This window comes from Streptococcus mitis (assembly GCF_002860865.1).
Taxonomy (GTDB): Bacteria; Bacillota; Bacilli; order Lactobacillales; family Streptococcaceae; genus Streptococcus; species Streptococcus mitis_AT.
Window position 1 is genome coordinate 21,283 of record NZ_PKIE01000010.1, and the last position, 18,939, is coordinate 40,221.

The 18,939-nt window shown below is 39.4% G+C and carries 19 protein-coding genes; all 19 read left to right on the forward strand.

Features of this window, described 5'->3' with window-relative positions; all coding sequences use genetic code 11:
* The first annotated feature begins 7 nt into the window (after positions 1–7).
* The 19 genes from rnpM to CYK18_RS10870 all read left to right on the forward strand — a co-directional run bounded on the left by rnpM (position 8) and on the right by CYK18_RS10870 (position 18,926).
* Positions 8–301: an RNase P modulator RnpM gene (gene rnpM, locus CYK18_RS09950; protein WP_000857562.1), complete on the forward strand. Its 294-nt coding sequence runs from the start codon at positions 8–10 to the stop codon at positions 299–301.
* Positions 294–593: a YlxQ-related RNA-binding protein gene (locus CYK18_RS09955; RefSeq protein WP_001041404.1), complete on the forward strand. Its 300-nt coding sequence runs from the start codon at positions 294–296 to the stop codon at positions 591–593. Before rnpM ends, CYK18_RS09955 begins: the two co-directional genes overlap by 8 nt.
* Positions 594–609: 16 nt before the next feature.
* Positions 610–3,411 (forward strand): translation initiation factor IF-2, encoded by a 2,802-nt coding sequence (gene infB / locus CYK18_RS09960; RefSeq protein WP_101782662.1) that lies wholly within the window; start codon positions 610–612, stop codon positions 3,409–3,411.
* A 250-nt stretch (positions 3,412–3,661) separates the two neighbouring features.
* Positions 3,662–4,012, forward strand: a complete 351-nt coding sequence (gene rbfA, locus CYK18_RS09965; protein WP_001273601.1) for a 30S ribosome-binding factor RbfA — start codon at positions 3,662–3,664, stop codon at positions 4,010–4,012.
* 214 nt (positions 4,013–4,226) lie between these two features.
* Positions 4,227–4,409, forward strand: a complete 183-nt coding sequence (locus CYK18_RS09970; RefSeq protein WP_101782663.1) for a hypothetical protein — start codon at positions 4,227–4,229, stop codon at positions 4,407–4,409.
* Positions 4,406–4,558 carry a hypothetical protein gene (locus CYK18_RS10865; protein WP_180947977.1) on the forward strand — a complete coding sequence of 51 codons (153 nt, stop codon included), beginning with the start codon at positions 4,406–4,408 and terminating at the stop codon, positions 4,556–4,558. The genes CYK18_RS09970 and CYK18_RS10865 overlap by 4 nt, the downstream gene beginning before the upstream one ends.
* A 116-nt stretch (positions 4,559–4,674) precedes the next feature.
* Positions 4,675–4,908, forward strand: a complete 234-nt coding sequence (locus CYK18_RS09975) for a DUF1858 domain-containing protein (protein ID WP_000368739.1) — start codon at positions 4,675–4,677, stop codon at positions 4,906–4,908.
* A complete protein-coding gene (locus CYK18_RS09980) occupies positions 4,908–6,242 on the forward strand; it encodes a DUF438 domain-containing protein (protein ID WP_101786403.1) in 1,335 nt (444 codons plus the stop codon). Before CYK18_RS09975 ends, CYK18_RS09980 begins: the two co-directional genes overlap by 1 nt.
* Before the next feature lie 9 nt (positions 6,243–6,251).
* Complete coding sequence (locus CYK18_RS09985; RefSeq protein ID WP_000119706.1) at positions 6,252–6,506, forward strand: DUF1912 family protein; 255 nt, start codon at positions 6,252–6,254, stop codon at positions 6,504–6,506.
* Positions 6,507–6,601: 95 nt separating this feature from the next.
* Positions 6,602–6,997 (forward strand): helix-hairpin-helix domain-containing protein, encoded by a 396-nt coding sequence (locus CYK18_RS09990; RefSeq protein ID WP_000038635.1) that lies wholly within the window; start codon positions 6,602–6,604, stop codon positions 6,995–6,997.
* Positions 6,998–7,279: 282 nt separating this feature from the next.
* Entirely contained in the window at positions 7,280–7,858 is a 579-nt protein-coding gene (locus tag CYK18_RS10000; RefSeq protein WP_101786405.1) for a flavin reductase family protein, read from the forward strand.
* Complete coding sequence (locus CYK18_RS10005) at positions 7,845–8,405, forward strand: GNAT family N-acetyltransferase (protein WP_101786407.1); 561 nt, start codon at positions 7,845–7,847, stop codon at positions 8,403–8,405. Before CYK18_RS10000 ends, CYK18_RS10005 begins: the two co-directional genes overlap by 14 nt.
* Complete coding sequence (locus tag CYK18_RS10010; protein WP_101786409.1) at positions 8,405–8,983, forward strand: AAA family ATPase; 579 nt, start codon at positions 8,405–8,407, stop codon at positions 8,981–8,983. Before CYK18_RS10005 ends, CYK18_RS10010 begins: the two co-directional genes overlap by 1 nt.
* The gene (locus tag CYK18_RS10015) at positions 8,976–11,627 is read left to right on the forward strand and encodes a valine--tRNA ligase (protein ID WP_101786411.1); all 2,652 of its coding nucleotides are present in this window, start codon (positions 8,976–8,978) and stop codon (positions 11,625–11,627) included. The genes CYK18_RS10010 and CYK18_RS10015 overlap by 8 nt, the downstream gene beginning before the upstream one ends.
* A 75-nt stretch (positions 11,628–11,702) precedes the next feature.
* Positions 11,703–12,866, forward strand: a complete 1,164-nt coding sequence (locus CYK18_RS10020) for a DNA cytosine methyltransferase (protein ID WP_078228334.1) — start codon at positions 11,703–11,705, stop codon at positions 12,864–12,866.
* A gap of 12 nt (positions 12,867–12,878) precedes the next feature.
* Positions 12,879–14,996 carry an ATP-binding protein gene (locus CYK18_RS10025; protein WP_078228333.1) on the forward strand — a complete coding sequence of 706 codons (2,118 nt, stop codon included), beginning with the start codon at positions 12,879–12,881 and terminating at the stop codon, positions 14,994–14,996.
* 3 nt (positions 14,997–14,999) lie between these two features.
* Positions 15,000–15,866 carry a hypothetical protein gene (locus CYK18_RS10030; protein ID WP_078228331.1) on the forward strand — a complete coding sequence of 289 codons (867 nt, stop codon included), beginning with the start codon at positions 15,000–15,002 and terminating at the stop codon, positions 15,864–15,866.
* 190 nt (positions 15,867–16,056) lie between these two features.
* Entirely contained in the window at positions 16,057–17,277 is a 1,221-nt protein-coding gene (locus CYK18_RS10035; RefSeq protein WP_101786413.1) for a DNA cytosine methyltransferase, read from the forward strand.
* Positions 17,278–17,348: 71 nt separating this feature from the next.
* On the forward strand, positions 17,349–18,926 hold the full coding sequence (locus CYK18_RS10870; protein WP_180948051.1) for a hypothetical protein: 1,578 nt from the start codon (positions 17,349–17,351) through the stop codon (positions 18,924–18,926).
* Positions 18,927–18,939 lie beyond the last annotated feature (13 nt).

Sequence of the window (18,939 nt, forward strand, 5' to 3'; positions counted from 1 at the left end):
GGGAAAGATGAAAACGAGAAAAATCCCTTTGCGCAAGTCTGTTGTGTCTAACGAAGTGATTGATAAGCGTGATTTGCTCCGTATTGTCAAAAACAAGGAAGGACAAGTCTTTATCGATCCGACAGGCAAGGCTAATGGTCGCGGCGCTTATATCAAGCTAGACAATGCAGAAGCCCTAGAGGCGAAAAAGAAGAAGGTCTTTAACCGCAGCTTTAGCATGGAAGTGGAAGAAAGCTTTTATGATGAGTTGATCGCTTATGTGGATCACAAAGTGAAAAGAAGAGAGTTAGGACTTGAATAAGCAAAAGATAAGCAATCTCTTGGGGCTTGCTCAGCGAGCAGGGCGCATCATATCGGGTGAAGAATTGGTGGTCAAGGTCATTCAAGACGGCAAGGCCAAGTTGGTCTTTCTAGCCCATGATGCTGGACCCAATCTGACCAAGAAGATTCAAGATAAAAGTCATTATTATCAAGTAGAAATTGTAACCGTGTTTTCAACACTGGAATTAAGCATAGCAGTCGGGAAATCAAGAAAGGTTTTGGCTGTAACAGATGCTGGATTTACAAAGAAAATGAGGTCTCTTATGGAATAGAAGAGGAGGACATGATTTGTCTAAGAAAAGATTGTACGAAATCGCAAAAGAACTTGGAAAAGAAAGTAAAGAAGTTGTAGCGCGTGCAAAAGAGTTGGGCTTGGATGTGAAAAGCCACTCATCAAGTGTGGAAGAAGCTGTCGCTGCAAAAATCGCTGCCAGCTTTAAGCCTGCAGCTGCTCCGAAAGCAGAAGCAAAACCTGCAGCCCCAAAAGCAAGTGCAGAAAAGAAAGCCGAAAAGTCTGAACCAGTAAAACCAGCTGTAGCCAAGGAAGAGGCAAAACCGGCTGAGCCAGTTGCTCCGAAGGCAGAAAAAGTAGCAACAAAACCGCAAAGCCGTAATTTCAAGGCTGAGCGTGAAGCCCGTGCCAAAGAGCAGGCAGAACGACGCAAGCAAAATAAGGGCAATAACCGTGACCAACAACAAAACGGCAACCGTCAGAAAAATGACGGCCGTAATGGCGGAAAACAAGGTCAAGGCAACCGCGACAATCGTCGCTTTAATGACCAAGCTAAGAAACAGCAAGGTCAGCAAAATCGTGGTAATGAGCGTCGTCAACAAGAGGACAAACGTCCAAATCAAGCGGCTCCACGTGTTGACTTTAAAGCCCGTGCAGCAGCCCTAAAAGCAGAGCAAAATGCAGAGTACGCACGTTCAAGCGAGGAACGCTTCAAGCAGTATCAGGCTGCCAAAGAAGCCTTGGCTCAAGCTAACAAACGTAAGGAACCAGAGGAAATCTTTGAAGAAGTGGCTAAGTTAGCTGAACAAGCGCAACAAGAACAGCAAATTCAAGCAGTGGTTGAAGTCGTCCCTGAGAAAAAAGAAGCTGCAGTGGATACACGTCGTAAAAAACAAGCTCGACCAGACAAAAATCGTGACGATTATGATCACGAAGAAGATGGTCCTAGAAAACAACAAAAGAATCGAAGTAGTCAAAATCAAGTGAGAAATCAAAAGAATAGTAACTGGAATAACAACAAAAAGAACAAAAAAGGCAATAACAAGAACAACCGCAATCAGACTCCAAAACCTGTTACAGAGCGTAAATTCCATGAATTGCCAACAGAATTTGAATATACAGATGGTATGACCGTTGCGGAAATCGCAAAACGTATCAAACGTGAACCAGCTGAAATCGTTAAGAAACTCTTTATGATGGGTGTCATGGCCACACAAAACCAATCCTTGGATGGGGAAACAATTGAGCTCCTCATGGTGGATTACGGTATCGAAGCTAAACAAAAGGTTGAAGTGGATAATGCCGATATCGAACGTTTCTTTGTCGAAGATGGTTATCTCAATGAAGATGAATTGGTAGAGCGTCCACCAGTTGTAACTATCATGGGACACGTTGACCACGGTAAAACAACACTCTTAGATACCCTTCGTAACTCTCGTGTTGCGACAGGTGAAGCAGGTGGTATCACTCAGCATATTGGTGCCTACCAAATCGTTGAAAATGGCAAGAAGATTACCTTCCTTGATACACCGGGACACGCAGCCTTTACATCTATGCGTGCGCGCGGTGCTTCTGTTACCGATATTACTATCTTGGTCGTAGCGGCAGATGACGGAGTTATGCCTCAGACTATCGAAGCCATCAACCACTCAAAAGCAGCCAACGTTCCAATCATCGTAGCCATCAACAAGATTGATAAACCAGGTGCCAACCCAGAACGTGTTATCGGTGAATTGGCAGAGCATGGTGTTATGTCAACAGCTTGGGGTGGAGATTCTGAATTTGTTGAAATCTCAGCTAAATTCAACCAAAACATCGAAGAGTTGTTGGAAACAGTCCTTCTTGTGGCTGAAATCCAAGAACTCAAGGCAGACCCAACAGTGCGTGCTATCGGTACAGTTATCGAAGCGCGCTTGGATAAAGGAAAAGGTGCGGTTGCAACCCTTCTTGTTCAACAAGGTACCTTGAATGTTCAAGACCCAATCGTTGTCGGAAATACCTTCGGTCGTGTCCGTGCTATGACCAACGACCTTGGTCGTCGTGTTAAGGTTGCTGGACCATCAACACCAGTTTCAATCACAGGTTTGAACGAAGCGCCAATGGCGGGTGACCACTTTGCCGTTTACGAAGATGAAAAATCTGCGCGTGCAGCTGGTGAAGAGCGTGCCAAACGTGCCCTCATGAAACAACGTCAAGCTACCCAACGTGTCAGCCTTGAAAACCTCTTTGATACCCTTAAAGCTGGTGAACTCAAGTCTGTTAACGTTATCATCAAGGCCGACGTACAAGGTTCTGTTGAAGCCCTTTCTGCCTCACTTCAAAAAATCGATGTGGAAGGTGTCAAAGTGACCATCGTCCACTCGGCAGTCGGTGCCATCAACGAATCTGACGTGACTCTTGCCGAAGCTTCAAATGCCTTTATCGTTGGTTTCAACGTACGCCCTACACCACAAGCGCGTCAACAAGCAGAAGCTGATGATGTAGAAATCCGTCTCCACAGCATTATCTACAAGGTTATCGAAGAGATGGAAGAAGCCATGAAAGGGATGCTTGATCCAGAATTTGAAGAAAAAGTTATCGGTGAAGCAGTTATTCGTGAAACCTTCAAGGTGTCTAAAGTGGGAACTATCGGTGGATTCATGGTTATCAATGGTAAGGTTACCCGTGACTCTAAAGTCCGTGTTATCCGTGACGGTGTCGTTATCTATGACGGCGAACTCGCAAGCTTGAAACACTACAAAGACGACGTCAAAGAAGTTACAAACGGTCGTGAAGGTGGTTTGATGATTGATGGCTACAATGATATCAAGACTGATGATGTGATTGAGGCCTATGTCATGGAAGAAATTAAAAGATAAGATTTTTGCTCCTTTCTTAGGTAGTGAGGGACGCAAGCAAACCGATGGTTTCATTGCTTATTTTTGAGCCTAGGGTCTCAAAAATCCCCTGTGATGGGACTGAAAAATCAGTTCCATCACTTTCACCACGGCGAAAGAAGCAGATGATTTCAAATTGAACTTCGTTTCAATTTGAAATGAAAATCAATAAGTTTAAAAATAGCTAGGTCTGCTGGCCTAGCTTTTGGTTCAAAGTAGAGAAAGGAATATCATGGCAAATCATTTCCGTACGGATCGTGTGGGCATGGAAATCAAGCGTGAAGTCAATGAGATTTTGCAAAAGAAAGTCCGTGACCCTCGTGTCCAAGGCGTGACCATCACAGATGTTCAGATGCTAGGTGACTTGTCTGTTGCCAAGGTTTACTACACCATTTTGAGTAACCTTGCTTCAGATAATCAAAAAGCCCAAATCGGGCTTGAAAAAGCAACTGGTACTATCAAACGTGAACTTGGTCGCAATTTGAAATTGTACAAAATCCCAGATTTGACCTTCGTCAAAGACGAATCCATCGAATATGGGAACAAGATTGACGAGATGCTACGCAATCTGGATAAGAACTAAGAAGAGGGGCAACCCTCTTTTTTGGTGGAGGAAAAGGCAATAAAACATGCTGGCGGAATCTTTCCAGAGTTAAACATTATTAAAAAGCTTTATAAAATTTAGCTTGTATGATATTATAGGAATTGAAAAAGTGAGATAAAGCGATTTTTCAGAAATGGCCAGCAAGATTGGTATCGCTAATATTTTAAAGTGTAGTTTAAAGAGGAAAGATAATATGGGACTCATAAAAACTCTAGCTAAAACTTATGGTAATTACTTTTTGACCATGCAAGGTGTAAATGTCATGAAAACGATAAAGAAAGATGATAATGCCGTTGTCGGTTTTGGGAAACTTTTTATTGCAGACAAGTTAATGGATACGGCTCGGTGGCTCATCAAGCCAGAGGAGAGAGAATGAAATTTTTTTGGGGTCTTCTTGCCATTCTTTTTATTAAACCGATTATTGGGATTTTGAAATTCTTTTGGATGATCATCTCTTTTGCAGTCCAATTGCTGTTTTACAAGCTATTATTTAAACTATTGGATTGGCTCTTTAAACTTATTTAGATGGTCATCCAAGTCGTGGGGAACTAGCAAGTCTTGTACTGCTAGTTTTTTAATCTCTTTCCATATGGTATAATATAAGCAGTAAAATCATTTTAGAATATTCAATGGAGGTCGTCATGGACAATATCATCGATGTGTCAATTCCTGTTGCAGAAGTGGTGGATAAGCATCCAGAAGTCTTGGAAATTCTAGTGGAGCTAGGTTTTAAACCTCTTGCCAATCCCTTGATGCGCAACACAGTCGGTCGCAAGGTATCGCTCAAACAGGGTTCTAAGCTTGAAGGAACTCCTATGGACAAGATTGTCCGCACACTGGAAGCAAACGGCTACGAAGTGATTGGATTAGACTAATGGCAGATGAACGGATTCATATCCTACGGGATATTTTGTTAGAATTGCACAATGGTGCCTCTCCTGAGTCGGTTCAGGAGCGCTTTGATGCTACCTTTGCGGGTGTCTCAGCCATCGAGATTTCCCTCATGGAGCACGAGCTGATGAACTCAGACTCAGGTGTCACCTTTGAGGATGTTATGGAACTCTGTGATGTCCATGCCAATCTTTTTAAAAATGCTATTAAAGGTGTCGAAGTGGAGGATACTGAGCATCCAGGTCACCCAGTTCGGATTTTCAAAGAAGAAAATCTAGCCCTCCGTGCAGCCTTGATTCGCATTCGGAGATTGCTAGATACCTATGAGTCTATGGAAGACGAGGAAATGCTGGCAGAGATGCGCAAGGGCTTGGTCCGTCAGATGGGACTTGTGGGTCAATTTGATATCCATTATCAACGTAAAGAAGAACTTTTCTTTCCTATCATGGAGCGCTATGGTCACGATTCACCTCCTAAGGTGATGTGGGGAGTGGATGACCAGATTAGGGAACTCTTTCAGACAGCCCTAGCGACAGCCAAGGCACTACCAGAAGTGTCGATTAGCACTGTAAAAGAAGATTTTGAAGCCTTTGCGGCAGAGTTTGAAAGTATGATTTTCAAGGAAGAGTCCATCCTTCTCATGATTCTCCTTGAGTCCTTCACTCAGGATGACTGGCTTCAGATTGCGGAGGAGAGTGATGCCTACGGCTATGCCATCATCCGTCCGTCAGAAAAATGGGTGCCAGAAAGACAGAGTTTTGTTGAGGAAAAGAGTGCAGAGGAGCCCGTACAGCTAGATACGGCAGAGGGACAAGTTCAGCAGGTTATCGATACGCCAGAAGGACAGTTTACCATTACCTTTACCCCTAAGGAAAAGGAATCAGCTTTGGATCGTCATAGTCAACAGGCTTTTGGCAATGGCTATCTCTCGGTCGAGCAGGCCAATCTCATCCTCAATCATCTTCCTATGGAGATTACCTTTGTCAATAAAGACGATATTTTCCAGTATTACAATGACAATACGCCAGCTGATGAGATGATTTTCAAACGGACCCCGTCCCAAGTTGGGCGCAATGTCGAACTCTGCCATCCGCCTAAGTACTTGGACAAGGTCAAGACCATCATGAAGGGGCTTCGTGAGGGTACTAAAGACAAGTATGAAATGTGGTTCAAATCTCAATCACGAGGCAAGTTTGTCCACATCACCTACGCTGCAGTGCACGATGAAGATGGGGAATTCCAAGGTGTGTTGGAGTATGTTCAGGATATCCAGCCCTACCGTGAGATTGACACGGACTATTTCCGTGGATTAGAATAAGGAGAAAAAATGAGTTACGAACAAGAATTTATGAAGGAATTTGAAGCTTGGGTCAATACCCAAATCATGATCAACGACATGGCACATAAGGAAAGCCAAAAAGTCTACGAAGAAGACCAAGACGAGCGTGCCAAAGATGCCATGATTCGCTACGAAAGCCGCTTGGATGCTTATCAGTTCTTGCTTGGTAAGTTTGAAAACTTCAAGGCAGGTAAGGGATTCCATGATTTACCAGATGGCTTGTTTGGTGAGCGAAATTATTAAACGAGAAAGATTCTTGATTTTTTACTAAAATCTTGATAGAATATTTATATTAAATCCTTGTCAGAACAGGGGTTTTTTATTGAAAGGATTTTATCATGTCAAAGAAACTCAATCGTAAAAAACAATTACGAAATAGCCTCCGTCGTGCAGGTGCTTTTTCAAGTACTGTGACTAAGGTTGTAGAAGAGACAAAAAAAGTCGTGAAACGTGCAGAACAGTCAGCAAGCCAAGCTGGTAAGGCTGTTTCTAAAAAAGTTGAACAAGCAGTAGAAGCTACCAAAGAGCAAGCTCAAAAAGTAGCCAATTCTGTAGAAGATTTTGCAGCAAACTTGGGTGGACTTCCACTTGACCGTGCCAAAACTTTCTATGATGAAGGAATCAAGTCTGCTTCAGATTTCAAAAACTGGACTGAAAAAGAACTACTTGCCTTGAAAGGAATCGGCCCAGCTACCATCAAGAAATTGAAGGAAAATGGCATCAAGTTCAAGTAATCTTTCTTGTGCCTTGCATTTCCGAAAAAATCTTGCTACAATAGAGCCATTAGAGGTGTTTTGAATCCCACATTTTACAGAAAGTGGCGGTGCTGAGAAGTCCACAAATGTGTCAAAACTAGTTGCTAATGGATGAAAAATTGAAATAAAAGTGTCTTTTTGTTTTAAAGACGAGAGTTGCGGGCGCTGCCCGAATTTGGGTGGTACCGCGGATAAACACATTCGTCCCTGTCATGTAGATGGCAGGGCTTTTCTTTTGCGTTTTGGTCAAAGGAGGTTGTCATGAAGCAATCTTTTAACACAAGTAAACTCTATTATGGTTTTCCAATCTTCATTTTGGGATATCAGGACAAGAATTTTGGACACAATATAACGACCTGCAGCTCCTCTTATAGTCTGGGAGATTGGCTAGTCATCGGTGTTGGTTCTGAGGAAAATGCGGTTGAGCAAATCAAGCATTACCAGAAGTTTACTGTGAATATTCCTGATGAAAATCTCATGCTCGAGATGGAGCAGGCTGGTTTTATCAGTCATCGAGAAAAATTGAAACACCTGGGACTAGACTACGAGATTTCTGACCAGACTCAATCTCCGATTTTAGAGGCCTGTCCAGTCGTGTTAGAATGTCAAGTTGATAGAATTATCGAGGAAGATGGAATCTGTCATATCTTTGCCAAGATTATCGAGCGACTTGCTGATCCTGAACTCTTGGATGATAAGGGACATTTTAAAAATGATCGTTTTTCACCGACTTACTTTATGGGGGACGGTCACCAGCGCGTTTATCGCTATTTAGATAACCGTGTTGACCCTATGGGGAGCTTCATCAAGAAAGCGAGGATGAAGGATGTCAAGAGCTGAATTACCAGAACGATTAGAAACCGAACGACTCGTCCTACGAGTTCGTACAGTGGCAGAAGCTGAGGATATCCATACCTACGCTAGTCTTCCAGAGGTCACTTATCCAGCAGGTTTTCCGCCCGTCAAGACCTTGGAAGATGAGATTTATTATCTGGAGCATATCCTTCCAGAACGCAATCAAAAGGAAAATATCCCAGCTGGTTATGGAATTGTCGTCAAAGGAACCGATAAAGTCATCGGCTCTGTTGATTTCAACCATCGGCACGAAGACGATGTACTGGAGATTGGCTATACCTTGCACCCAGACTATTGGGGACGCAGTTATGTACCAGAAGCAGCGCGTACTTTGATTGACTTAGGATTTAAAGAACTGGGACTTCATAAGATTGAGCTGACTTGCTTTGGTTATAATATCCAAAGTCAACGAGTTGCAGAGAAGCTTGGATTTACCCTCGAAGCTCGAATAAGAGACAGAAAGGATGTTCAAGGAAACCGCTGTGACAGTCTGATATATGGTTTGCTGAGGAGTGAGTGGGAGGTAATTTGATGCATCTTTTCATCATTGGAGCTCCAGCTTCTGGGAAAATGACGATTGGTCAAGAACTGTCTCGGCTGACGAATGCTACCCTCTTTTATAACCATCAAGCCATCGATTTTGCACTAGAAATCTATCAGGATTATACCGAGGAGATGTGGGAATTTGTTCGTGGAATTACCTTTTCTTTCCTTGGAGCTAGCGCTAGAAATCAGCGATATGTGATTTTAACAGACGTGATTGATTTTTCAAATCAGTACCAGCTGATGTATTTGAAGCAAATTCAGGATTTGTTGAATGGCTATCATCAAGAGATTCTTTTTGTTGAGTTGGAAACAAGTCTTGAAGAGCGCATACGTCGAAATCGAACGGAGAATCGATTAAAGCACAAACCCTTAAAACGACATATTGAGGTATCTGAAAGAGAAATTTTAGAGATTGCTGAAACACTTCAATTAAATTCCCAACATCAACCGAATGAGTTGCACCACTACTTTAAAATAAATAATACGAATCTGTCTGCAGAAGAAGTTGCTAAGCAGATTCAAGATAAAATAAATACAATAGAGAAAGGACAAACACATGTCTAAAGAACTTTCACCTAAATATAATCCAGCCGACGTTGAGGCTGGTCGTTACCAAAAATGGCTTGATGCGGATGTTTTCAAGCCTTCAGGAGATCAAAAGGCTAAGCCTTATTCAATCGTGATTCCACCACCAAACGTAACTGGGAAACTTCACCTTGGTCACGCTTGGGATACGACTTTGCAAGATATCATCATCCGTCAAAAACGCATGCAAGGTTTTGATACGCTTTGGCTTCCTGGTATGGACCACGCTGGGATTGCGACTCAGGCTAAGGTTGAGGAGCGCTTGCGTGGCGAGGGTATTACGCGTTATGACCTGGGTCGTGAAAAATTCCTCGATAAGGTTTGGGAATGGAAAGACGAATATGCCACTACTATCAAGGAACAATGGGGCAAGATGGGGCTCTCAGTAGACTACTCTCGTGAGCGTTTCACTCTTGATGAAGGTTTGTCTAAAGCCGTTCGCAAAGTATTCGTGGACCTTTACAAGAAAGGATGGATCTACCGTGGTGAATTTATCATCAACTGGGATCCAGCAGCTCGCACAGCCCTTTCTGATATCGAAGTTATCCACAAGGACGTAGAAGGTGCCTTCTACCACATGAACTATATGCTGGAAGACGGTTCACGCGCCCTTGAAGTGGCGACAACTCGTCCTGAGACCATGTTTGGGGACGTTGCCGTTGCGGTCAATCCAGAAGACCCACGCTACAAGGACTTGATTGGTAAAAATGTCATTCTTCCAATCGCTAATAAATTGATCCCAATCGTTGGGGATAAGCATGCAGATCCTGAGTTTGGTACTGGTGTTGTGAAAATCACGCCTGCCCATGATCCAAACGACTTCTTGGTTGGTCAACGTCACAACTTGCCGCAAGTCAATGTTATGAACGATGACGGAACTATGAATGACTTGACCTTTGAATTTGTAGGCATGGATCGTTTTGAAGCTCGTAAGGCAGTCGTTGCTAAGCTGGAAGAAATCGGTGCTCTTGTCAAAATCGAAAAACTTGTTCACAGTGTTGGCCACTCAGAACGTACAGGTGTCGTGGTTGAGCCACGCTTGTCTACTCAATGGTTCGTCAAGATGGATCAATTGGCGAAAAATGCCATTGCCAATCAAGACACAGAAGACAAGGTAGAATTCTACCCACCTCGTTTCAACGATACCTTCCTTCAATGGATGGAAAATGTTCACGACTGGGTAATCTCTCGTCAGCTCTGGTGGGGTCACCAAATCCCTGCTTGGTACAATGCTGAGGGTGAAATATATGTCGGCGAAGAAGCTCCAGAAGGTGAAGGTTGGACTCAGGACGAAGATGTCTTGGATACGTGGTTCAGTTCGGCTCTTTGGCCATTCTCTACCATGGGCTGGCCGGATGTCGACTCAGAAGACTTCAAACGTTATTATCCAACATCAACTTTGGTGACTGGTTATGATATTATCCCGTTCTGGGTATCTCGAATGATTTTCCAAGGTTTGGAATTTACTGGCAAGTCGCCATTTAAAAATGCCTTGATTCATGGTCTCATTCGTGATGAGCAAGGACGCAAGATGTCGAAATCTCTCGGTAACGGGATTGATCCAATGGATGTTATTGATAAGTACGGAACAGATAGCCTTCGTTGGTTCCTTTCAAACGGTTCTGCACCAGGGCAAGACGTGCGTTTCTCTTATGAGAAAATGGATGCTTCATGGAACTTTATTAACAAAATCTGGAACATCTCTCGTTATATCCTCATGAATAATGAAGGTTTGACCCTTGAGCAAGCAACTGCCAATGTCGAAAAAGTGGTCAACAAGGAAGCTGGAAATGTCACAGACCGCTGGATTCTCCACAACCTCAATGAAACTATCGGTAAAGTTACTGAAAACTTTGACAAGTTTGAGTTTGGTGTGGCTGGACACATCCTCTACAACTTCATCTGGGATGAATTTGCGGATTGGTACGTTGAGTTGACCAAGGAAGTCCTTTATAGCGATAACGAAGAAGAGAAAGTCATCACACGTTCTGTTCTCCTTTATACCTTGGACAAGATTCTTCGTCTCCTTCACCCAATCATGCCGTTCGTGACAGAGGAAATCTTTGGACAAATCTCAGAAGGCTCTATCGTCACAGCTGCATACCCAACTGTCAACCCAGCCTTTGAAGACCTTGCTGCCCACACAGGTGTGGAAAGCCTCAAAGACTTGATCCGTGCTGTTCGTAATGCGCGTGCGGAAGTAAACGTAGCACCAAGCAAACCAATCACCATCCTTGTTAAGACAAGCGATAGTGACTTGGAAGCCTTCTTTAACAGCAATGTCAACTACATCAAACGCTTCACAAATCCAGAACACCTGGAAATCGCATCAACTATTCCTGCACCTGAACTCGCTATGTCAAGCGTCATCACAGGAGCAGAAATCTACTTGCCACTGGCAGACCTCCTCAATGTCGAAGAAGAACTGGCTCGTCTCGACAAGGAACTAGCTAAATGGCAAAAAGAACTGGATATGGTCAGCAAGAAACTCTCTAACGAACGCTTCGTAGCTAATGCCAAACCAGAAGTCGTCAAAAAAGAACGCGACAAACAAGCCGACTACCAAGCCAAATACGACGCGACCGTAGCACGTATTGATGAGATGAAGAAGTTGGTGAAATAAACATAGAAACACGGTGATAAACCGTGTTTTTTGGTATAATGAAAAATGAGAATATTTTTTGAAAAAAGGTAAGAAATGATAGAAGTTGTAGACTTATTTTCTGGTGCTGGAGGATTGACTTTTGGCTTTCAGAATACAATTAAAAATAATAAATTTGTTTCCAGAAATGACTTTAACATTAGATTTGCAAATGAATTCAATCATGATGCAGCAGAAGCTTTCAGACAAAATTATCCTAGAGTTACTATGATTGAGGAAGATATTGCTAATATAGATGAACATTTTTTAAAATCCAAAGGAATCAGTTCAAAAAGAGTTGATTTAGTTATTGGTGGACCACCTTGTCAGTCATTTAGTACGGTTGGTAAGAGACAATATGATAAAAGAGCTAAAATGTATAGAGAATATCGAAGAATACTTTCTTTTATCCAACCTAAGATGTTTGTTTTTGAAAATGTTTTTGGACTTTTAACTATGAAAAATGAACAGAACGGCCCAATCATTAGAAATGTAAAAGAAAGTTTTAATGATTTATCAAGCTTTGGTGATGTCAGTGGTTATGACGTTTTTACTAAATTAATTAATGCAAAAGATTTTGGTGTTCCTCAAAATAGAGAACGTGTTTTTTTGATAGGAATAAGAAAGGATTTAAAAATTAAGTTCGAGTGGACATTCCCAGAAGAAACTACCCTAAACAATGAAATTACATTAAGAGATGCAATTAGTGATTTACCTATATTAGGAAATAATGAACAAAAAAATAATTATATATGTGAACCAAGAACAGAGTACCAAGCTTTATTAAAAGGAAATCAAACCGAGCTACTTAATCATGTTAGTCGAAATCATGGTGAGAGATTACAAAAAATAATGAGAGCTCTTGAAGAGGGGCAAGGAAAAAACGATATTAATAGGATGGTAGAAGATGGTATTTTAGATAAAGATTTATACCTGACTTCTGGCTATAATAATACTTACGGTAGATTGTGGTGGGATAGACCTTCTACTACTATTACAAATAATTTGTCAACACCATCCTCTCTTCGTTGCATTCATCCTGAACAAAACCGAGCTTTGACGGCTAGAGAAGGGGCAAGAATTCAATCTTTTCCAGATAATTATAAATTTGTAGGTGGATTGCAAGCTATCAATACTCAAATTGGGAATGCTGTCCCCCCTATTTTGAGTATTCATCTGGCTAATAGAATAAAAAATTTTTTCGAGGAAAATAAATTATAAAGGCGTTTGATTATGATAGAAACTAATAGTATCCCATTTAACTTCTCTTATTTTGCTTTAAACTTGTTAGGAAAGCAAATGTATACTAATAATTGGAGCGCAATATCTGAATTAATAGCTAATGGTTTAGATGCTGGTGCAACAAATGTCAAGCTCTATATAGAATCTATCGATAAAGAGAATTCGATATTAGAGATTTTAGATAATGGCAGTGGAATGAGCTATGAAGATTTATCTACTAAGTACGCCTTGATTGGTAGAAATAGACGTATATCAAACGAGGAATTCTCTGAGAAGACAAAGGGAAGAAAAGGTATAGGAAAATTAGCGACATTATTTTTGTCAAAAAAATATTATATAGTTTCTAAGAAGGGAGGAACTGAAACAGCTTGGATGTTAGACTCTACAAATGCATCTGATAGCGATATTCCTGAATTAATTCGTGTTGACATTAATGATGTATCTATTGAAAATAGAAGTGTTTGGGATTCGTTTGAGTCGGGGACTTTGATAAAATCGGTTGGAGTTAATTTAGCTGGATTTGCAGAGGGAAAGCTAGATTCTTTAAAGATGAATTTGGCTAATTATTACTTGTTAAACAATATTGGTGCAGTTATCGAAGTGGCGTACAAGACTAAAGCAAAACAGAAGATAGAATTTTCAAAAGTTTCTAAAGTAATTGGATTTAAAAATTTGTATGCTTTTTTTCAAACTTCTGAAGGTATCGTTGAAAACAAATTGTTAAATGACTCAGTGAAAATAAATGCAGATTTAGAACAAGTATCCAACAAATTACGTAAGGTAAAAAAATTAAATCCATCAGATATTACTAAAATAAATTTAAAAGGAAAAAGAAAATTTATAACTTTACAAGGATATGCAAAGGAATTTAATTATGAATTAACTGGTTGGATAGGAATCCACAGTACAATTAATATGGTGGAAGCAGCTGAAAATACAAAAAATGATCCCAATAATAGATTTATAAGGAATTCTGTTTATAAGGCTAATCAGCTAAGACTTTATGTTAGAGATAAATTGGCAGTATCAGATTTTATGCCACAGTTAAATAATACTCAAGCATTTAGTAATTATATAGAAGGGGAAATCTCATTTGATATTTTAGACAATGATTATTTGGAGGATATTTCAACTTCAAATCGTGAAGGATTATCAGGAAATGATGAAAGGATAACTTTATTGATTGAACTGCTAAAACCAATTGTTAATAAGTTGATAAGTGAACGTGTTAATGTTGGTGGTGTAGTTCGCAAAGAAGTGGAAAAAATTCGACAAGAAGAAAAAGAGAAATCAGAAAGAAAAGAGCAACTTGCAGAGGAAAAAAGGAAGCAAGCAGAAGAAAATAAAAGAATTGCAGAACAGCAACGTCAGGAGGCTGATTTAGCTAGAAAATTGGCAGAGACAAAACAAAAAGAAGCAGAAATAGCTAGAGACATAGCAGAGGAGGAAAGTAAAAGAAAGGATGTTTTAATTGGAAGTAATAATTCTGCGCAACAAAATTTGCTGGCTCATGAATTAACTGGAGTGTATAAAAACATAGATTCAGTAAATAAAAAAATTGTTGCAGATTTTAAATCGACAGATGATTTTGAACGAGTGAGCGAGTATGTTGTTAGTCTAAAAAAATCTTCTGGAAAATTATTTACAATAAAAAACCAAATTCTCAAATTAAATACTTCGGAAGTAAAAGGAAGGAAATACATTAATGTCAAAAGTTATATAAAGAGTTACTTAAACAGTCTGTCTTATAAAAATTTAGAGATTATAATTGATTTTTCAAATAATCCTCATACTTCCAGAGTACATATTTTTGATTTAGGTATGATACTAGATAATTTTATTATAAATGCTATGGATCAACTAGCAGACAAAATTATATTTAAATTCATAGATGAAGAAAATAGATTAGTTATAACTTCTAATAAGCCATTATCTTCTGAAATAGTAAATAAGGACGATATTTTTAGATTAGGATTTACTACTAAAGAAAATGGAACAGGAGTTGGAATGTACATAATTAGACAAACTTGTAAAAAATTTAAATGGGAAATTAAAGTGGTTTCAAATACGGAAGAAACAAGCTTTATAATTGAATTAGGTGATAATTAGAAAATGCGTAGAGATATTAGTATTATTTGGTTAGAAGATGAGATGGAAGATGCTTTTCACGACTATTTAAAAATAGTAAACAAAGCTATAGAAGATAAAGGTTATCAATTATTAACAGATAATTGTTATTTATGTGAAAGCATTGGAGATGCCAGAAAAGTTTTGGATGATAGTTCTAAAAGAATCGATTTTTTTATATCTGATTTTAATTTAGGAGAAGAATATGCGAATGGTATTGATAATGGCATTGACTTTTTAAGTGATGTAAGAAGTCGAGAAAACTATAAGCAATTTTTTATTCTTTATTCAAAAAATTATGATGAGATAAAGGAGACAGTAATAACAAAAATTAATAAGGAAGATAATCTAGGATTATTAAATAATACTATGATTATCAACTTATCCTCTCCTAGTGATGAAGTAATTAAACGTGAATTTCAGAAAGCCATTGAAATTAGTCTATCAAAATGGGATGAACTAAATGCTCTTAGAGGAGAGTATATGAGTGAAAATGCTGAGATAGAATATGAATTAAAAAAAATATTAAAGGTTGACTTGGCAGATTCTAGAAATTATAAATCTCTATACGGAGATTTTAAAAATAATCATCTTAGTAAACGTGATAAAACCCTCAACAAATCATTATTGAATGATTGGATGCGAATGATAGATAAACGGAATTCATTAGCTCATTCTAAAGAAGAATTTAATGATGTAAAAGGATATGTGATATCAAATATTGATGATAAAAGTATACAAATTGTAGAAGAGGAAATTAACGAAGAGAGAAAATTATTGATACATCTATCAGAACGAGTGAAAGCATTGGTAAGATCAAGACCAAAAAGAATAATCAATAATAAACATTAATGATGAAAGTACATAATTGTATAACAGGAAATTAATAAAGATAGGAAATTGTTGATAAATCCATAGGAGCAAGTAAAAATATGGGTACAAATAGATCTTTTTATATCCAATAAAAAGATAAAATACAATTATTTGCAAATTATCAAAATACTACTAATATAACTAACATTTCTAGAAAGCAGGTAACTACATGACAAATTCTGTAAGTTCGAACCGACCTGAGAAGTACAACATTGCAGCTTTCTTCTCAGGTGTTGGGGGAATTGAGTTGGGATTTGAACAGACCAACGAGTTCAGAGTGGTGTATGCCAATGAGTTTGATAAGTATGCGCGTCAGACTTATCAGTTAAACCATCCAGATACCTATTTGGATGGTCGTGATATTCACGATGTTCAGCCGGAAGATATCCCAGCTGAGCGCGTAGATGTGATTATGGGAGGTTTCCCTTGTCAGGCCTTTAGCATTGCGGGTTATCGCAAGGGATTTGATGATGATCGTGGCGATCTTTTCTTTGAGTTGCTTCGCATGATTGAGGGATGTAAACCTCGTGCTATCTTTATCGAAAACGTCAAGAACATGGTCGGTCATGATCATGGCAATACCTTCAAGGTTATTCGTGAGGCCTTGACCGAGAACAACTACTTTATCAAGTGGAAGGTTCTCAACGGGAAAGACTACGGAAATATCCCTCAAAACCGTGAGCGGATCTACATCGTTGGTTTTGATACCAAGGAAGCTTATGACTTGTTTGAATTTCCAGAGGAAATTAAACTGACTACGACTCTTCAAGACGTCATTAACTTTGGTGACCAGCTTGATGAAGTCTACTACTATCGTGAAGGCAAGCAAAATTTCTACGACCAGTTGAAGTTTGAAGTGACTAGTCAAGATACGGTTTACCAGTGGCGCCGTCAATATGTCCGTGAAAATAAAAATGGCGTTGTCCCTACCCTAACAGCAAATATGGGAACAGGTGGTCACAACGTTCCATTGATCCTGACGGACAGTGGCGAGATTCGTAAGCTAACACCGAAAGAAACTTTTAATGTTCAAGGATATCCTAAATCCTTTAAAATCCCAGAAGGCGTTTCTAACGGTCAGCTATACAAACAGGCTGGGAATAGCGTAGTCGTTCCCGTGATTAAACGTATCGCGGAAAATGTTGCCAAGGCCTTGAATGACAGCCAAGGGCAATCTCAACTTAACCGCTCAGGAAAATTCGCTATTATCTACACCAAGATGAATGGACAATTTGAAGGGCAATCCTATGTCAAGGACTTTGTAGATAGCTATGATCAAGCTCTTGAAAAAATCAAATCTTATGATGATGGTCTAGCCCTTCTGTCTGGTGAAGATTATTTAAAATTGGTTAAAAAACGAGGAAATCTTGAATTTTACAGTATTAATTAACGAATATATAAAGAGGATTAGTGAAAAACTAATCTTCTTTTGATATACTGAAAATAGAAAAGAGGGTGCTTATGTGGGAATATCTAAAGTCTGAACAAAAAGACAAATACAAAACTTTAATTACCAACTTCGCTAGTTTGAGCCAAGCTTTCTCTCAAAAGGCAGAATCAGAAGATGAGGGACAAACAGAGAATTATGTTGCTCCAATTGTTAATTCTAAATTTCAAGAGACTGTTTTTCAAAAAGCATTTAATGCCGTTGGAGAAGATATTGCCAATACTTCCTATGATGCCTCTGTCGTTGTGGATGAAAATCATAAATACCTAGTGGGTATCAAGTCTTTTGGAATCAATTCTGGAGACCAAAAAATTGCCCAGTTTAAGAAAGACTCACAAGATTGGACGGAATTGTTGGGTGATATCAAATTCCATGCAGATATCTCATCAGATAAAGAAACAGCAGACAAGAAAAACTATCAACGCTATGAAGAGTTGGCACGAAAGATTGCGACCTTAAGAAATCAGAGAATCGAATCTTCTAAGGCACAAATTAAGGGTTTTAACTCAGATTCGGTCAATGTTGAAGCTGTTTATCACGTTCTAATGCCGACACCAAAGGGAGAAAATCCTAGGATTTTTGTTGGCGAGACGACTTATTTACCAGTCGATATTGATAATCTGGTCATTGAAGGTTCAACCACCAAAAACAATCCAACTAATTTTCGATTTACGGATGGACAACATCATTACAAGTATACAGCAGCTGATAGCCAGCTCCACATGACTTTTAATAATAAAGACATTGTGGTAGACACTTGGGACGTCCATTATATTGAAGATCCTTTTTCGCTATTTGAAAATCTTCATTTACTGACAGCTGAAAAGGATAAAACTGATATCTTAGAGACAGTGTCTTGGGTTATCACAGATAAACATGGAAATGTGGAAGAAAACTCTGGCTTCAATGCCTTTAATGGTGGTTCAAAATTAGCTAAAAAAGATCGGCTGCCACGAATTTTAAAGATTCAGGAAAAATTCAAAGACAGTCTGGCTCCAGAAGAACTAGCTTTTGTGACCTTCTCTTTAGAGGAAATTCTATTGAAAAAATGGACCAGTAAGGAAGAAAAAGCTCAGATGAAAGCTATTCGTGAGGATTTGATTCACTTTGTTCACAATACTGGCAATAAAAAACTCATTAAAGAAATTGAACAACTCGTATATCGGCCAGTTAGTGAAGTTTACATTCCTCTGCCTGAATCGAAAAACTTTCACGATGAAAGACCTGATTTCTTTGGTCCTGGGTTTGGGACCTTTGAACCTGGTACTAAAAAACTAGCTCTATCCAAAGAAGAAAGAACCTTTAAGCTATGCTTCTTATCTTCTGGAGATGTCATCAATGCCTATATCAACCAAGAAGCTGGTAAGGCTATTCAGTCTACAGATAAGCAAGAAATCCTCGGGAATTGGATTTTACGTGGTGTTTTCCAACTACAGGAACGAGAAGTCTTGACAGGACAACGACTAAATGAACTGGAAATCAATGGAATTCGATTGACCAAGTTTAAAAATGGGGAAATAGGTATTGAATTTATCTGGATTGATACTGAAAATCCACCTCACGATGCCATCGGCTGGGTAGCAAAGAAATAAAAAGTCCTGTCAC

Excerpts from the sequence above, each read along its gene's own strand:
- rbfA (WP_001273601.1), top strand. The coding sequence starts at position 3,662 with ATGGCAAATCATTTCCGTACGGATCGTGTGGGCATGGAAATCAAGCGT.
- CYK18_RS10015 (WP_101786411.1), top strand. The coding sequence starts at position 8,976 with ATGTCTAAAGAACTTTCACCTAAATATAATCCAGCCGACGTTGAGGCT.
- CYK18_RS09990 (WP_000038635.1), top strand. The coding sequence starts at position 6,602 with ATGTCAAAGAAACTCAATCGTAAAAAACAATTACGAAATAGCCTCCGT.
- CYK18_RS10870 (WP_180948051.1), top strand. The coding sequence starts at position 17,349 with ATGTGGGAATATCTAAAGTCTGAACAAAAAGACAAATACAAAACTTTA.
- CYK18_RS10000 (WP_101786405.1), top strand. The coding sequence starts at position 7,280 with ATGAAGCAATCTTTTAACACAAGTAAACTCTATTATGGTTTTCCAATC.
- CYK18_RS09970 (WP_101782663.1), top strand. The coding sequence starts at position 4,227 with ATGGGACTCATAAAAACTCTAGCTAAAACTTATGGTAATTACTTTTTG.
- CYK18_RS09980 (WP_101786403.1), top strand. The coding sequence starts at position 4,908 with ATGGCAGATGAACGGATTCATATCCTACGGGATATTTTGTTAGAATTG.
- CYK18_RS10865 (WP_180947977.1), top strand. The coding sequence starts at position 4,406 with ATGAAATTTTTTTGGGGTCTTCTTGCCATTCTTTTTATTAAACCGATT.
- CYK18_RS10020 (WP_078228334.1), top strand. The coding sequence starts at position 11,703 with ATGATAGAAGTTGTAGACTTATTTTCTGGTGCTGGAGGATTGACTTTT.
- CYK18_RS10005 (WP_101786407.1), top strand. The coding sequence starts at position 7,845 with ATGTCAAGAGCTGAATTACCAGAACGATTAGAAACCGAACGACTCGTC.
- CYK18_RS10030 (WP_078228331.1), top strand. The coding sequence starts at position 15,000 with ATGCGTAGAGATATTAGTATTATTTGGTTAGAAGATGAGATGGAAGAT.
- CYK18_RS09985 (WP_000119706.1), top strand. The coding sequence starts at position 6,252 with ATGAGTTACGAACAAGAATTTATGAAGGAATTTGAAGCTTGGGTCAAT.
- CYK18_RS10025 (WP_078228333.1), top strand. The coding sequence starts at position 12,879 with ATGATAGAAACTAATAGTATCCCATTTAACTTCTCTTATTTTGCTTTA.
- CYK18_RS09975 (WP_000368739.1), top strand. The coding sequence starts at position 4,675 with ATGGACAATATCATCGATGTGTCAATTCCTGTTGCAGAAGTGGTGGAT.
- CYK18_RS10035 (WP_101786413.1), top strand. The coding sequence starts at position 16,057 with ATGACAAATTCTGTAAGTTCGAACCGACCTGAGAAGTACAACATTGCA.
- CYK18_RS10010 (WP_101786409.1), top strand. The coding sequence starts at position 8,405 with ATGCATCTTTTCATCATTGGAGCTCCAGCTTCTGGGAAAATGACGATT.
- rnpM (WP_000857562.1), top strand. The coding sequence starts at position 8 with ATGAAAACGAGAAAAATCCCTTTGCGCAAGTCTGTTGTGTCTAACGAA.